The organism is Mesorhizobium sp. P2_C7, assembly GCF_056404515.1.
On sequence record NZ_JBFUDW010000011.1, the window covers coordinates 213,119 to 227,369 of the forward strand.

At 64.5% G+C, this 14,251-nt stretch carries 19 protein-coding genes; 13 read left to right on the forward strand and 6 right to left on the reverse strand.

Annotation, left to right across the window (positions count from 1 at the left end; all coding sequences use genetic code 11):
- The first annotated feature begins 69 nt into the window (after nt 1-69).
- On the forward strand, nt 70-1,008 hold the full coding sequence (locus AC1D2G_RS22915) for a peptidylprolyl isomerase (RefSeq protein ID WP_477416763.1): 939 nt from the start codon (nt 70-72) through the stop codon (nt 1,006-1,008).
- 76 nt (nt 1,009-1,084) lie between these two features.
- On the opposite strand, the gene AC1D2G_RS22920 is transcribed toward AC1D2G_RS22915, so the two are convergent.
- The 3 genes from AC1D2G_RS22920 to AC1D2G_RS22930 all read right to left on the reverse strand — a co-directional run bounded on the left by AC1D2G_RS22920 (nt 1,085) and on the right by AC1D2G_RS22930 (nt 3,835).
- Nucleotides 1,085-1,684, reverse strand: coding sequence for a TetR/AcrR family transcriptional regulator (locus tag AC1D2G_RS22920; RefSeq protein WP_477299747.1), 600 nt, complete (start codon nt 1,682-1,684; stop codon nt 1,085-1,087).
- Between the two features lie 298 nt (nt 1,685-1,982).
- Nucleotides 1,983-2,249, reverse strand: coding sequence for a hypothetical protein (locus tag AC1D2G_RS22925; RefSeq protein WP_477416765.1), 267 nt, complete (start codon nt 2,247-2,249; stop codon nt 1,983-1,985).
- A 356-nt stretch (nt 2,250-2,605) separates the two neighbouring features.
- Nucleotides 2,606-3,835, reverse strand: a complete 1,230-nt coding sequence (locus AC1D2G_RS22930; protein ID WP_477416767.1) for a caspase family protein — start codon at nt 3,833-3,835, stop codon at nt 2,606-2,608.
- Nucleotides 3,836-4,001: 166 nt separating this feature from the next.
- Between AC1D2G_RS22930 and argJ the strand changes: the two genes are divergently transcribed.
- The 5 genes from argJ (at nt 4,002) to AC1D2G_RS22955 (ending at nt 7,191) form a co-directional block, all read left to right on the forward strand.
- The gene (gene argJ, locus AC1D2G_RS22935; RefSeq protein WP_477416769.1) at nt 4,002-5,243 is read left to right on the forward strand and encodes a bifunctional glutamate N-acetyltransferase/amino-acid acetyltransferase ArgJ; all 1,242 of its coding nucleotides are present in this window, start codon (nt 4,002-4,004) and stop codon (nt 5,241-5,243) included.
- A 29-nt stretch (nt 5,244-5,272) separates the two neighbouring features.
- Nucleotides 5,273-6,025: a GNAT family N-acetyltransferase gene (locus AC1D2G_RS22940; protein WP_477228434.1), complete on the forward strand. Its 753-nt coding sequence runs from the start codon at nt 5,273-5,275 to the stop codon at nt 6,023-6,025.
- Nucleotides 6,026-6,033: 8 nt separating this feature from the next.
- On the forward strand, nt 6,034-6,456 hold the full coding sequence (mutT, locus tag AC1D2G_RS22945; protein WP_095084832.1) for an 8-oxo-dGTP diphosphatase MutT: 423 nt from the start codon (nt 6,034-6,036) through the stop codon (nt 6,454-6,456).
- A gap of 128 nt (nt 6,457-6,584) precedes the next feature.
- Nucleotides 6,585-6,902 carry a hypothetical protein gene (locus AC1D2G_RS22950; RefSeq protein ID WP_477416771.1) on the forward strand — a complete coding sequence of 106 codons (318 nt, stop codon included), beginning with the start codon at nt 6,585-6,587 and terminating at the stop codon, nt 6,900-6,902.
- Between the two features lie 109 nt (nt 6,903-7,011).
- Complete coding sequence (locus AC1D2G_RS22955) at nt 7,012-7,191, forward strand: Flp family type IVb pilin (protein WP_095084830.1); 180 nt, start codon at nt 7,012-7,014, stop codon at nt 7,189-7,191.
- Between the two features lie 28 nt (nt 7,192-7,219).
- On the opposite strand, the gene AC1D2G_RS22960 is transcribed toward AC1D2G_RS22955, so the two are convergent.
- Nucleotides 7,220-8,092 carry a class I SAM-dependent methyltransferase gene (locus tag AC1D2G_RS22960; protein ID WP_477416773.1) on the reverse strand — a complete coding sequence of 291 codons (873 nt, stop codon included), beginning with the start codon at nt 8,090-8,092 and terminating at the stop codon, nt 7,220-7,222.
- 64 nt (nt 8,093-8,156) lie between these two features.
- On the opposite strand from AC1D2G_RS22960, the gene AC1D2G_RS22965 reads away from it, so the two are divergent.
- Genes AC1D2G_RS22965 through AC1D2G_RS22980 form a run of 4 tightly spaced genes read left to right on the forward strand, consistent with a single transcriptional unit; the run spans nt 8,157 to nt 10,555 of the window.
- Nucleotides 8,157-8,957 carry a ComF family protein gene (locus AC1D2G_RS22965; RefSeq protein WP_477416775.1) on the forward strand — a complete coding sequence of 267 codons (801 nt, stop codon included), beginning with the start codon at nt 8,157-8,159 and terminating at the stop codon, nt 8,955-8,957.
- 27 nt (nt 8,958-8,984) lie between these two features.
- Entirely contained in the window at nt 8,985-9,254 is a 270-nt protein-coding gene (gene grxC, locus AC1D2G_RS22970) for a glutaredoxin 3 (protein WP_477416777.1), read from the forward strand.
- Between the two features lie 12 nt (nt 9,255-9,266).
- Nucleotides 9,267-10,133, forward strand: a complete 867-nt coding sequence (locus AC1D2G_RS22975; RefSeq protein WP_477416779.1) for a carbon-nitrogen hydrolase family protein — start codon at nt 9,267-9,269, stop codon at nt 10,131-10,133.
- Nucleotides 10,130-10,555: a DUF1178 family protein gene (locus AC1D2G_RS22980; protein WP_477416781.1), complete on the forward strand. Its 426-nt coding sequence runs from the start codon at nt 10,130-10,132 to the stop codon at nt 10,553-10,555. The genes AC1D2G_RS22975 and AC1D2G_RS22980 overlap by 4 nt, the downstream gene beginning before the upstream one ends.
- A gap of 3 nt (nt 10,556-10,558) precedes the next feature.
- Here the strand turns inward: AC1D2G_RS22980 and AC1D2G_RS22985 are convergent, their stop codons facing one another.
- Entirely contained in the window at nt 10,559-11,044 is a 486-nt protein-coding gene (locus AC1D2G_RS22985; protein ID WP_477416783.1) for a MarR family winged helix-turn-helix transcriptional regulator, read from the reverse strand.
- A 97-nt stretch (nt 11,045-11,141) separates the two neighbouring features.
- On the opposite strand from AC1D2G_RS22985, the gene AC1D2G_RS22990 reads away from it, so the two are divergent.
- A complete protein-coding gene (locus AC1D2G_RS22990; protein WP_477300170.1) occupies nt 11,142-12,032 on the forward strand; it encodes a DMT family transporter in 891 nt (296 codons plus the stop codon).
- A 146-nt stretch (nt 12,033-12,178) separates the two neighbouring features.
- On the forward strand, nt 12,179-12,694 hold the full coding sequence (locus tag AC1D2G_RS22995; protein WP_477416785.1) for a flavin reductase family protein: 516 nt from the start codon (nt 12,179-12,181) through the stop codon (nt 12,692-12,694).
- A gap of 59 nt (nt 12,695-12,753) precedes the next feature.
- On the opposite strand, the gene ubiG is transcribed toward AC1D2G_RS22995, so the two are convergent.
- Nucleotides 12,754-13,503 carry a bifunctional 2-polyprenyl-6-hydroxyphenol methylase/3-demethylubiquinol 3-O-methyltransferase UbiG gene (gene ubiG / locus AC1D2G_RS23000; RefSeq protein ID WP_111548894.1) on the reverse strand — a complete coding sequence of 250 codons (750 nt, stop codon included), beginning with the start codon at nt 13,501-13,503 and terminating at the stop codon, nt 12,754-12,756.
- 182 nt (nt 13,504-13,685) lie between these two features.
- On the opposite strand from ubiG, the gene AC1D2G_RS23005 reads away from it, so the two are divergent.
- Nucleotides 13,686-14,177 (forward strand): putative glycolipid-binding domain-containing protein, encoded by a 492-nt coding sequence (locus AC1D2G_RS23005; RefSeq protein WP_477416787.1) that lies wholly within the window; start codon nt 13,686-13,688, stop codon nt 14,175-14,177.
- Nucleotides 14,178-14,251 lie beyond the last annotated feature (74 nt).

The following is a 14,251-nucleotide window of genomic DNA, read 5'->3' on the forward strand; positions in this document are numbered from 1 at the left end:
GCCAAATTCCGCCACAATCCGGCTGATCTGGAACCTTCCGCCCTCATAATCCCTTACCGGAGTCATCTTATGTCCTTGTTGTTCCGCCGTGCGTCGCTTGCCAGCCTTGGCCTGGCCTTCGGCTTGTCGGCCCTTTCGTTGTCGCCGCTGATGGCGCAGACCGCTCCCGCTCCGGCGGATGCGGCAGCACCTGCCCCGGCGGATGCGGCAGCACCTGCCGCGGCACCGGTCGATCCGAACACCGTGATCGCCACGATCAACGGCCAGCCCTTGACCGAAGCCGACCTGGTGCTTGCCGAAGGCGAGCTGTCGCAGCAGTTCGCCCAGCTGCCGCCCGAGCAGCGCCGCGCCGCGGCCCTCTCGGCGGCCATCGAAATCCGCGTCATGGCCGCCCAGGCGGTCACCACCGGCCTCGACAAGGATCCCGACTTCCAGCGCCGCATGGCCTTCCTGCAGCAGCGCGCGCTGCATGGCGAGATGGTCGAGAAGGGCGTCGTCGACAAGGTCACCGACGCCGAGGTTCGCGCCCGCTACGACCAGGAGATCGCCAACACACCGCCCACAAACGAGGTGCATGCCCGTCACATCCTCGTGAAGACGAAGGAAGAGGCCGAGGCCATCATCAAGCAGCTCGACGGCGGCGCCGACTTCCAGAAGCTCGCCAACGAGCACACCAGCGATCCGTCGGGCAAGACCAGCGGTGGCGATCTCGGCTGGTTCGGACCTGGCCAGATGGTGCCGGAGTTCGACAAGGCGGCTTTCGCGCTCCAGGTCGGCAAATACACCGAGCAGCCGGTGCAGTCGCAGTTCGGCTGGCATGTCATCAAGCTCGAGGACAAGCGCACCAAGCAGCCGCCGGCATTCGACGACGTCAAGGACCAGGCCAGGCAGGCGGTCATCCGCGACAAGTATTTTGCGCTGGTCAAGTCGCTGCGCGGCGGCGCCAAGGTCGAGATCCCCAACGAGAAGCTGAAGAAGGCGGTCGATACGCTGGAAAGCGCCAAGTAAGCCTGAAGGAAGTAAGCCTGAAAAGGGCGCGGCAGCCAAGGGTTGCCGCGCCCTCTATCGGCCGCGCGGGCCGCGTTTACTTTCCAGGCGCTGCTATGCCTCGCATCACGTAGCTGACCGTCTTGCGGATCGTGGCTTCGTCCTCGTCGAGCCGGTTGGTCAACAGATGCTTCCAGGCGAAAGAGGCGATCAGGTCGGCGACCAGCGCTGAATCGATGTCGACGCCGATTTCGCCCCTCGTCTTGGCGCGTTCGATTATCTGGCCGGTATGCGACGTTCGGCCCAGTGCGTAGCCGGCAAGTGCCGTGGACGCCGCGTCATCCGACTGTGCCTCGGCGATCAGCGACCGGAACACGCTGCCAGACGATGTCTCGCGCCAGTGGGCGAACAGGTTTTTCAGGAAACCGACGAGATCCTCCTCCAGCCGCCCGGTATCGGGAACATCGACGCGCTTCTGGCGCTGGTAGACTTCGAGCAGCAATGCGGCCTTGCTCGGCCACCAGCGGTAAATGGTGGGCTTGCCGGCGCGAGCCCGCCGCGCCACCGCCTCGATCGAGAAACCGGCATAACCGGCCTCGACCAGCACGGCCTCGGCGGCTTCGAGAATGGCATCGGCGCTGTCTGGGTTGCGCCGCGCGCCGATCGATTTGCGCGCCGGATCGACGTCTACGCCCATTTCTGTCGTCCTCGCCAACAATTTCGCCGGCAATATACGCGACCCGGCGATTAAACGAAACGCCCCGTTTTCAAGCTGCTGGAGGCAGTGGCGGCGGCAGGGGCAACGATCCCGGGTTAACGGGTTCCATAGGAGCCTTCGCCGGCGTGTTGGTTGACGGAGCATCAAAAAGCAAAAACCCACCTGGGCGGCGGGTCACTGGCGCAAATCAGCACCATCGACAAATACGTAGCATAGTTGCCCTCACTAGTCAAGGAAAAAATTCCTATCGACATGAAACGCGACCGGCGGTTGTGCCTCAATTTGAAATAATCGAACGCGCGGCATCGGCGGCACGGTCCAGCAGGATTCTTGCTCGCCCCTGTCCTATCGCGCGTTGATATTCCGCTAGGAACCAGAGTTTTGCTCCCTCTGGAGAAGCTCTAGCCTCCCGCTTCATTTCAAATTGGACCACGATTTTTGCATCGACAAGAACGACATATTCGTCATCGAATTGGTCCGGCACTTCTTTGATCAGATGGAAAACAGCGCCCTGCACTCCCAGAGAGGAGACGGCTTCGATCAAGGCTAAGTCGCGAGTGGAATCCTCGGGCCTTAGCCTCAGCGATTCAACCTCGTAGCGATCTCGGAGGTATTTGGCCGACATCCGTTAGCCTTGGCCTTTAGGTCCGGTTGGCATGTTACTCCCCTGCGCCTTCCAGAGTGATAAACACGAGCGGCACTTCCTCGGCGCTTGCTGTGGCTGGCTGCGGTACATGTGTTATTTCAGTTACGGCGTAGATGGCCAGACTCTCGCCGGATGGCATGTGCACCCAGTCGCCAACCACAGGCATCGACGCGAAGGTCCACATCGAGGCTTCGTTTTCAATTTTGACAAGGCAACGGATTGCCACACAACTGCTCCATGCTTTGCGCCGATCTCTATTGCATCGCTTGAGATGTCTCGGACTCGATGCGCCAGCCGCTGTCTGCCTTGACCAGGCCAAGCGTGACGCGTGCCTTGCCGGTCAGGCGCGCCGCCGATTTGTCCTTCGGCAGATAGTCGTAGCGCATCGCAAAGACGGCCTCGGCGCGATCTTCGCCATGCGGGGTGATCTCCAGGCTGCCGGGCTCCAGGGCAAGCGACCAGGAGGCCCACTGCGCGAACCAGTCGGCCTTGACCCTGGCGATGGCGACGGCGTCGTAGCGCGTGCCGAAAATGGTCGCGGAGGGACCGTAGAGCCGCTTGACGGTCTCGCTCATCGCCTTGGTGTCCGGCGCCAGATAGTCGCGGCGCAGGAATTTCTCGATCGAGCCCTTGTCGTCACCGACGGATCGTTCAAGTGCTGCAACTTCCGTCGGGGGTGCCGGAGCCGCGGCCGGCTTCTGTGGCTGGGCGGGTTGTCCGTCCGGGACGAATTCGAAGCGCTCGAGCAGCGATCCCTGTTCCCAGGGGCGCTGCGCCTCGCGCGTTTGCGACACCACGTCGCGGCGCACCGCGATCATCATGTCGTTGATGCTCTGGCCGGGCTCGGCGATGTGCCGCAGCAAGGCTTCGGCGAAGGGCGAGTTGCGGCCGCTTCCGTCCATGGCGACCGCACCAGGTGCTGTCGAGAAGGCGATGAACGAGCCGCGCGTCGAATCGAACTGCGCCAGTCCGGCCAGCGCCGTCGCCGAGCGGGTGGTGGCGGTGCGGCTCAGGCTGCGGGCAAACGGATTGTTGCGGCAGGCATCGAGAAACACCAGGCTGACCTTGGTCTGCTGTTCCATGATGTCGAGAACCTCGTCGATCGGCACGGCCTCGAGTTGGAGCTTGACCGGCATGTCGAGCCTGGCGTCGACCGGCACGATGTAATTGCGCCCCTCGACCTGCAAGCCGTGGCCGGCATAGTAGAAAAGCCCGACACCGGCGCCTTCGAGCGCATCGGAGAACGCGCCGATGCTGCGTTCCAGCTCGCGCTTGCCGAGATCATTGCCTTCGATGACCTCAAAGCCGATGGCGCGCAGCTTGTCGGCGATGTCGAGTGCGTCGTTGACCGGATTGGCCAGCGTGCCGGCTTCGGCATAGGTGCCGTTGCCGATGACAAGCGCCACGCGCCGCTGCGGCTGGGCATCGGCGCTCAGCAGCAAAAGTCCCAGAAACGCCCATGCGAGGATCGCAAGCCTGCCCATAGGGAAGATCATAATGCAATCGGCCCCGGCGATGCCAACGGATTTGAAATGCAGGCTTAATTCAGATCGGGTTTCCGCCCCTGGCGTGAAGCGAAAACGCCCTTGCGCCCGCGCGTCGTATCGGGCAAACCGGCCTTCCCTTGCGATTTTCCCGCCCGAGGTCCCCATGTCCACGACGATTTCGCCGCTTGCGCCGAAGAAATACCCCAAGATGCCTGAAATCGAGGGGGTACGCATCGCCACCGCGGAGGCCGGGATAAAATACAAGAACCGGACCGACCTGCTGACCATGGTGTTCGATGAAGGCACCGCAGTCGCCGGCGTGTTCACGAAATCGAAGTGCCCCTCGGCGCCGGTCGATTTCTGCCGGCAGAATCTCGGCGCCGGCAAGGCGCGGGTGCTGGTCGTCAATTCCGGCAACGCCAACGCCTTCACCGGCAAGAAAGGCCGCGAGTCCACCGCGCTGACGGGCGAAGCCGCGGCCAAAGCCGCCGGCTGCAAGGCGAGCGAGGTTTTCCTGGCTTCGACCGGCGTCATCGGCGAGCCGCTCGACACCGGCAAGTTCAGCCATCTGCTGGCCGGACTGGTCAGCAACGGCAAGCCTGATTTGTGGACCGAAGCGGCAAAGGCGATCATGACCACGGATACCTATCCGAAAGTCTCGACCGCAACCGTCAAGCTCGGCGACGCCGACGTCACCATCAACGGCATCTCCAAGGGCGCCGGCATGATCGCGCCCGACATGGCAACGATGCTGTCCTTCATCGCCACCGACGCGCCGATCGCCGCACCCGTCCTGCAGGACCTGCTGTCGCGCGGCACCGCCAAGACCTTCAACGCGGTCACCGTCGACAGCGACACCTCGACCAGCGACACGCTGCTGATCTTCGCCACCGGCAAGGCCGCAAAGCGCGGCGCGCCTGAGATAACCGACGCGAAGGATGCGCGCCTTGGCGCGTTCCGCCGGGCGCTCGGCAAGGTGCTGAAATCGCTGGCGCTGCAAGTCGTGCGCGACGGCGAGGGCGCCCGCAAGCAGGTCGAAGTCACGGTCACCGGCGCGAAATCGGCACGGTCGGCCAAGCGCATCGCGCTGTCGATCGCCAATTCGCCGCTGGTCAAGACGGCGGTCGCAGGCGAGGACGCCAATTGGGGCCGTGTCGTCATGGCGGTCGGCAAGGCCGGCGAGCCCGCCGACCGCGACCGCCTGTCGATCTGGTTCGGTGACAACCGGCTGGCGCATGAGGGCGAGCGCGACCCCGGCTATTCGGAGGAAGCGACGTCGGCCTACATGAGGCGCGACGAAATCCGCATCCGCGCCGACATCGGCATCGGCCGTGGCAAGGCGACGGTGTGGACCTGCGATCTCACCAAGGAATATGTCGCCATCAATGGCGACTATCGGAGCTGATGGCTTTGGCTTCCAGGCATCCGGCAAGCATGCTCGCGATCGTCCGCCGCTACGAGGCGGCCGGCTTTCGCGCCTGGCCAGCAGCGGCCGTCCACTATGACGGCACCTGGGTGGTGCGGCTGACCGCCGGCCATCCGGCCAAGCGGCTGAATTCGGTCAATCCTCTCGATCCGGGCGACACCCAGCATATCGCCGACCGCATCGGCCGTGCCAGCCGCCGTTTCGATGCCTATGGCAGGCCGCTGACGTTCCGCATGTCGCCGCTGTCGGGTCCCAGTCTCGCCAGTCATCTCGACCGCGAGGGCTGGAGCCGATTCGACGAGTCGCTGGTGATGCGGCTGCCGCTGGCCGACGCGCAACTCGATGCCGCCATGGACCAGATCCCGCTGAAGGACATCAGCCGCTTCATCGGCGCGTCGCTCAAGGTCAGCGGTTCGGACGTATCGCTGCGACCCGGCCTGTCGGAGATCATCGGCGCCATCCAGCCCGAGGCCGGGCTGTTCGCGCTCGAAGACGGAGCCGAGCCGCTGGCGACGCTGATCTGCGTGCACGATGGCGATCTTGCCGGCCTGTTCGAGATCGCCACCGACAAGTCGGCGCGCAACAAGGGCCATGGCCGCAACCTGATCCTGTCGGCGCTGAAGTGGGCGCGGCTGCGTGGCGCCCGCGAAGCCTGGCTGCAGGTCGAGGCCGGCAATGTGCCGGCCCTGGCGCTCTATCGATCGCTCGGCTTCGACGAGGTCTATCGCTACCACTATCGCCGGCCGCCTGTTCAGGAGTGAAATTGGGCATGAGTGATGTGACGATCGCCGGCAAGCGCCTGCTGCTGGTCGCCGCCTGTGCGCTGGTCGATGCCGATGGCCGGGTGCTGCTGGCACGGCGCCCCGAGGGCAAGCAACTTGCCGGCCTGTGGGAATTTCCCGGTGGCAAGGTCGAGCCCGGCGAGACGCCGGAACAATGCATTATCCGCGAACTGCACGAGGAAATCGGCATCGAGACCGACATTCCCTGCCTGGCGCCGCTCACCTTCGCCAGTCATTCCTACGATGATTTCCACCTGTTGATGCCGCTGTTCATCTGCCGCCGCTTCCGCGGCATCGCCCAGCCCAGGGAGGGGCAGGCGCTGAAATGGGTGCGGCCAAAGCAGATGCGCGACTATCCCATGCCGCCGGCGGATGCGCCGCTGATCCCGTTCCTCATCGATCTCCTCTAGGGACGTCTTCCGCCTGCCGTGTTGAAAGCGCTGTATCAGTCAGCGTTAATGGAAGATTTATCTCGCCGTGAAAAAGTGAAGCATGGTCGTTTCGTGGCCGTGCCGCCGATTCGCTGGGGAGCGATAGAATGAACCTGGACAGGGATTGGGACTCGATCCGGTCGGATCGCGCCTTTCGCGCCGCCGACGCGGGCATGGGCATCTTGCGCATCACGCTTCTGTTCGGTTCGGCCGCGGTGGCGCTGGCGCTGATCGCCGCGCCTTTCCTCGACAGCCAGACACGCTCGCTGTCGGCCCGCGACGATTTTGCCAGCGAGCTCGACATGACGGCCACCGGCTCGGTCAGCCATCGCGAAACCTATACGGTGCGCCGCAGCGTGCTGCAGCCGGAGCCCAGTTCGGTCTGCATCATCAGGTCCAATGGCAGAAGCAGCGGCGACTGCTGACATGGTTAAGAGATTCGACAAGGGCGGCGGTTTCACCGCCTGTTAAGCCTTTGCCGTTAACCTTTCTTAACAGATCGGCGGTAAGGTTCTGGCCAGAGGGGTTTAGGTCATGAATGCAGTGCTGCTTCGTTTTCTGAAGGACGAGACCGGCGCCACGGCTGTCGAATATGCCCTGATCATCGGTGTGCTGTCGTTGACCATCATTGGCGGCATCGGCCAGGTTTTCAACGCAATCACTTGGCTGTTCAGCGACAATACCAGCAGGCTTGTCAACGCCCTCGGGCCCTGAGGTAGCCGTCCGCGCCTGCGGGGCCGGTTCACTGCCCGTCGGGAGCCTCCAGTATTGTCTTCAGCGAGACCTTGGCCGACCCGGGCTTCAGCGGTTTTTGCTGCGATGCGTCGGGCGCCCAGCCGGACATCCAGACGATCGAGAAACTTGCCCTCACGCGGCCATCGGGGTCGGAAAAGCGTTCGACGTAGATTTCCGCCGCGCGGGCAAACAGCTTGCGCGAGCCCGGCCGCCGGCTGCGATCGGTGAGCGCACTGGTTTCGCCCATGGCCCGCAGATCCGCAATCAGGCCGAACAGGCTGGCATAGCGCACCGTCACCGTCTCGACGTCGGCGACCGGCAGGGCGAGACCGGCGCGCTGCAGAAGCGCACCGGCATCGCGCACATCGGTGAACGGGATGACACGCGGGCTGGCGCCGCCATAAAGCTCGGTCTCGGCCGCAAGCAGGCTTTCGCGCAGCTCGAAAAGCGTGCCGGCGCCGGCAAAGGCGCCGAGGAAAAGCCCGTCTGGCCGCAGCGCGCGGCGGATCTGGATCAGCATGCCGGGGATGTCGTTCATCGCCTGCAGCGACAGAAGGGAGACCGCCAGATCGAGGCTTTCCGGTTCGAACGGCACGGTTTCGAGTGGTGCGATCAAACCGGCGCTCCCATTCAGGAAAGCCGCGTCCGTCTCGACACGGACAATATCCGCGACCTTGCCGCTCTGGGCGATCATTTCGGCTGCCGCCGCCGTCTGGCAAAACAGCACCGCGGCCTTGCCGAACCGGCGCTCGACCGCAGCCAGCCGATCGGCAAGATCCTCGGCCGTGCGGCGCATGAGGAAATCGGCACCGTCAACGGGATGGGCGAGCGCGCGCCGCTTGTGCGCCAGCCAAAGCGAAATATCCATTATCGGCCGCAACGGGCAAATCCTTGTTTGTCCACGCCCTGAGATTGTTCATATAGTGGCGCGCAGGACCAACCACGTGGCCGATCCGATGCCCAAGATCAAGCCCATCGAGATCAAGAGCCTGGCCCGATCGGCCCTCGGCTGGCCGGCGCGCATCCTGTTTCCGCCGGTCTGCGCCGGCTGCCGCCGGCATGTCTCGCAGCCCGGCGTCCTGTGTGGCGCCTGCTGGCCGAAGCTGCGGCTCCTGGAACGGCCATGGTGTCCGGTGATGGGCACGCCGTTCACCCACAATATGGGCGAGGGCTTTCTATCCGCCGAGGCGATCGCCGATCCGCCGCCCTTCGAGCGGGCGCGGGCCGCCGTCGCCTATTCCGGCGTCGCCCGCCAGATGGTGCAAGGATTGAAATACCAGGATCGCACGGATCTCGCGCCATGGATGGCGCGCTGGATGGTGCGCGCCGGCGCCGATCTCATCGCCGAGGCGGATGTGGTGGTGCCGGTGCCGCTGCACTGGCGGCGCTTTTTCAGGCGGCGCTTCAACCAGTCGGCGGAACTGGCAAGGGCGGTCTCCGCGCTCAGCCAATTGCCCTTCGCGCCTTCGGCGGTGCGGCGCGTCAAACTCACCCGCCAGCAGGTTGGGCTGGAGAGGCAGGAACGTGAGGAAAATGTGCGGGCCGCCTTTCGGGTGCCCGCCGAGGCGGAGATCGAGATTGCCGGCCGCAGGGTCCTTTTGATCGACGACGTCTACACCACGGGCGCCACCGTTCGGGCGGCAACCAAGGCGCTGAAAAGAGGTGGCGCCGGTGCCGTCGACGTGCTGACCTTTGCGCGTGTGTTGCCGGGGGACTTTCGGGCGGACGAGTCCGCGACTATATAAGTCGGCAACGAACAGCGGAAATTCGTCATGGCCGATGTCACCATCTACACCCGCATGATGTGCGGCTATTGCACGGCAGCCAAGCGGCTGCTCGAGCGCAAGGGCGTCGCCTTTACCGAGCACGACGCCTCCTTCTCGCCCGAACTGCGCCAGGAAATGATTTCCCGCGCTCACGGCCGCGTGACCTTTCCGCAGATTTTCATCGGCGATACGCATGTCGGCGGCTGCGACGACCTGCACGAGCTGGAGGCCGAAGGCCGGCTCGATAAGATGCTCGCCAACGGCGCAACGATTTGAGGGGATATGACGATGGGTGTTTTCAAGGCCGCTGCGATCCAGATGCGTTCAGGCGAGAGCCCCGAGCGCAACGCTGTCGATCTCGAACGGCTGGTGCGTGAAGCCGCCGGCCAAGGTGCGACCTACATCCAGACGCCGGAAATGACCGGGGCGCTGATCCGCGACAAGGAGGCGCGTGCCGCCTCGTTCACCTCGGAGGACAAGGACATCGTGGTGGCGACCGCGCGCAAACTGGCGAGCGAGCTTGGCGTCTTCCTGCATATTGGCTCGACCGCCATCCTGCGCGCCGACGGCAAGCTCGCCAACAGGGCGCTGCTGTTCGGCCCGGACGGCGCCGCGCTCGCCACCTATGACAAGATCCACATGTTCGACGTCGATCTCGACAATGGCGAGAGCTGGCGCGAATCCGCCGCCTACGAGCCGGGCACCGAGGCTGTCGTGACCGAGATCGCAGGCGCGAGACTGGGGTTCGCCGTTTGCTACGATCTGCGCTTTCCGCAATTGTTCCGCGCCGAGGCGCTGGCCGGCGCCGACCTGCTTTCCGTGCCTGCCGCCTTCACCCGCCAGACGGGCGAGGCGCACTGGCACGTGCTGCTCAGGGCACGCGCCATCGAGAACGGCGCCTATGTCGTTGCCGCCGCGCAAGGCGGCCTGCATGAGGACGGCCGCGAGACCTATGGCCATTCGCTGATCGTCGACCCGTGGGGCCGCGTCATCGCCGAAGCCGCGCATGACGAGCCGGCGGTGATCGTTGCCGAGATCGATCCGGCGCAGTCGGCAGCGGCGCGCAAGAAGATCCCCAATCTCAAGAATGCGCGGGATTTCGCCGTCAATGCCGGCGTGGGCGAGGCGCCGCGTCTCAGGGGTGCGGCCTCTTGATCCGGTTTGCCCTGATTTGCGAGCACGACCACGAATTCGAGGGCTGGTTTCGGAGCAACGAGGATTTCGACACCCAGAAGAAGCGCGGCTTCGTCGATTGCCCGAGCTGCGGTTCGCACAAGGTGCAAAAGGCCCTGATGGCGCCGGCCGTCTCCACGGCGCGCAAGCAGGAAACGATAGCGCTCGCCATGGGCGAGGCGCAGAAGCAGGCCCTGGCGCAGCTCAAGGCGATGGCCGAGAAGGTGCGCGAGAATGCCGACTATGTCGGCGACAAGTTTGCCGAGGAAGCGCGCAAGATCCATTTCGGCGAAACCGACTCGCGCGGCATCTATGGCGAGGCGACGCTGGACGAGGCCAAGAGCCTGGCCGAGGACGGCGTCGAGTTCATGCCGATCCCGGTGTTTCCGGACGACCGCCACTGAGTGCTAACTCACGGTCCCGATCAATTTCTCAAGCAGACGAGACAGCGTTTCCCGTTCCGACGGCGTCAGGCTCGCGAGGATCTGATGCTCGTTGGCAACGTGGGCGCTGACAGCCTCGTCGATCAGCGCGAGACCCTTTTCGGTCAGCCGCACGACAATGCCGCGCCGATCGTTGGGGTGCGGCCCGCGCAGGATCAATCCGGACGTTTCGAGCCGGTCGAGCCGGTTGGTCATGGCGCCCGACGTCACCATCGTCGCTTCATAGAGAGCGGTCGGCGTCAACGCGTAGGGTGATCCCGCGCGGCGCAGCGTCGCCAGCACGTCGAACTCCCCGGACTGCAGCCCGTACCGGGCAAAGAGCGGAGCGAGGCGCTCGCGGGCGATCAGCGAGGCGGCCTCGTTCAGCCGCCCGAGCACCGCCATCGGCGAGACATCCAGATCCGGCCGCTCCCGCTTCCATTGCTCGATCGCTCTTGCTGCTCTGTCCAACTGCCTCACCATCATATATCTTGACGTTAAGAATCTTTCCATTATCTTACCTCAAGATGCAATGCCGGCCAAGGGCCGCGCACGACGGGGCTCGATGATGAAATTTCTCTGGGATTCGGCGCTCGGCCTGCTGGTGATCACCGGTGGCCTGCTCGGCCTGACGCTGCCGTTCGGCAAGCTCGCCACGGCTGCCGGTGTGCCGGCCATGGTCTGGGCCTTCGTCATCTCGCTCGGCGCCGGCGGCGTGCTGCTGTTCGCCCTGCTGCTGCGCGGCCAGCGCATCCGGCTCACCGCGCACAAATTGCGCTATTTCTTCATCACCGCGGCGGTGTCCTATGCCGTCCCGAACCTGATGATGTTCTCGGCCATTCCGCATCTCGGCGCCGGCTACACCGGCATCATGTTCACGCTGTCGCCTGTCATCACGCTGGTGTTCTCGATCGTGTTGCGTGTCCGGCGTCCCAACATGCTGGGCATCGCCGGCATCGCCGTCGGCTTCGTCGGCGCGGTCATGGTGGCGGTGACGCGCGGCGAGGCCGGCCAGCCGGCCGATTTGTTGTGGGTGGTGATGGGCCTGCTCATCCCGGTCAGCCTTGCCGCCGGCAACATCTACCGCACGGTGGACTGGCCGGAAGGCACCGGTCCGATCGAGCTTGCAGTTGGCAGCCACCTGGCGTCGGCGGCGATGCTGTTTGTTGGCATTCTCGCTCTGTTCGGCGCCGGGACCTTCGCACTCCTCGGCGGCGTGCCGTTGGTCGTCGTCGCCCAGGCCGCGTCGGCGTCGGCGATGTTCGCCTTCTTCTTCCGCCTGCAGTCGGTCGGTGGCCCCGTCTATCTCAGCCAGATCGGCTATGTGGCAGCGGCGGTCGGGCTGTTCGCCGGCACGGTCTTCCTTGGCGAACATTATCAGCTGCTGACCTGGGCTGGCGCGGTCATCATCACGGCCGGCGTCTTCATCACCACCAAGGCACAAAGCCAGAAAGCGTAAGCGCCTCGACCGAGTGGCATGCGTCATGCCGGCCGCCATGGCCGCCGGAGCGGGTTCACCTGAATTTGTCTCTGGATTCGCTTTATCTTCTTGTTTGAGCGTGGTCTTTTCCGAAAAGTCGTTTCCGCTTCCGGGAGGAACCAGCCATGACTGAACCAAAGGTTCCGGAGGGAACTCCTGTCGGCATCGCGGATTTTCGAGCCGCGATGCGGCTGATCGTCGGCAATGTCAGCGTCATCACCGCCGGCGTCGGCGAGGATCGCTCAGGCCTGGTGGTCATTTCGGTCGTCTCGCTGTCGGCCGAGCCTCCCAAGGTGATCGCCTGCGTCAACCGATCGTCGTCGACCTGGCCGCTGATCGAACGCTACCGCCATTTCGGCGTTAATTCGCTCGGACCCCAGCATCAGCGCGTCGCCGAGCGGTTCTCCGGCTTTGGCGGCATCAAGGGCAAGGACCGCTACGAGGGTGCTGAATGGACGACGCTGAAGACCGGAGCTTCATTGCTTTGCGACGCGGTGGCTGCCTTCGACTGCAGCCTCGACGAGATGATCGATCGAGGCTCGCATTCCATCGTCATCGGCACGGTCGAGGCCGTGCACACCTGCGATGCCGGGCAGGCGCTGATCTACTGGCGGGGCGGTTACAGGCCGCTCGACGCCTAGGATGTGCTGATATTCAGGTGATGCCGGCCTGCAAACGACGTTCCTGCGCGTCCGGTGGATCAGACCGAGCCTTTTTCCGCCAGCACCATGTAGTTGACGTCCATGTCCTTGGAGCGCGCCCAGCGGTCGGCGAGCGGATTGTACGTGACGCCGGTGCGGTCGATGATGCTCAAGCCGGCGCCGCCAAGCGCCTTTTCGAGTTCTTCGGGGCGCACCAGCTTGCCGAACTGATGGGTGCCGCGCGGTAGCCAGCGCAGCACATATTCGGCGCCGATGATGGCCAGTCCGAGCGCCTTCAGGGTGCGGTTGATGGTGGCCACGAACATGATGCCGCCGGGCCGGACCATTTCGCCGCATTTGGCGACGAACAGGTCGATGTCGGCGACGTGCTCAACCACTTCCATGTTGAGGATGACGTCGAATTTCTCACCGGCATCGGCCAGGTCCTCGGCCGTCGTGGCGCGGTAGTCGACGCTCACATTGCCCTCGGCCGCGTGCAGTTTCGCCACTTCGATGTTCGTTTCGGAGGCATCCGCTCCGACCACCTCGGCACCAAGCCGCGCCATCGGCTCGCACAAAAGCCCGCCGCCGCAGCCGATGTCGAGAATGCGCAGGCCCTCGAAGGGCCGTGCCGCGCGCGGGTCGCGGCCGAAGCGGGTCGCTATCTGGTCGCGGATATAGGAGAGCCGGACCGGATTGAACTTGTGCAGCGGGCGAAACTTGCCGTTCGGATTCCACCATTCGGCGGCAAGAGCGGAAAAGCGTTCCACTTCTCCGGCATCGATCGTCGATCGTCGGGGCTCTGGCATCGGTTGTCTCCTCAAGTGCTAGGAAGTCGGGCGTGGGGCGGCGAATGTCAAGGCAACAATTTTCCCCTTCCGCCAGGGCGATGCATTCTGTCAGGGCATGTCAGTTGCGGGTGCCGCGGGTGAAACACAATTGGCCGGGCAGGCGAAGGAGTGGCATCGTTTTGACGTCGAGGGAGTGGACGATGACACCGATGACGGCTTCCATCCTTTGGCGCCGACTGGACGTGGAAGGCCACGACGCCTGCCTGCTTTCGCCGACCGACGGCGGGCAGAGCCTCAAGGGACAGGCGATCTTCGTCCATGACGGCCAGCCATGCTGCCTTGCCTATGAGGTGATTTGCGAGGCTGGCTGGCGCACACGATCGGCGCGGGTCGACGGCTTTTTCGGCTCGCGCGAGCTGCACTACGCGATCGAACGAGGGTCCAGCGGCCAGTGGATGCTGAACGGCGAAGTCCAGCAGGGCGTCGCGGGGCTTGTCGACGTCGATCTTGGCTTCACGCCGGCATCGAACCTGCTGGCGATCCGTCGGTTCGACCTCGGCATCGGGGAGGCGACGCCTGCCCCGGCCGCCTACCTGACCTTCCCCGAACTCAGGCTGGTGCGCCTCGATCAGACCTTACCGGCGTCTCGACACGGTTCGCTATGCCTATGCCGCGCCCATGTTCGGCTATGACGAGGTCCTCGACGTGTCGCCGCACGGTTTCGTTGTCGATTATCCCGGCCTGTGGAGAGCCGTCGCACAGCCAG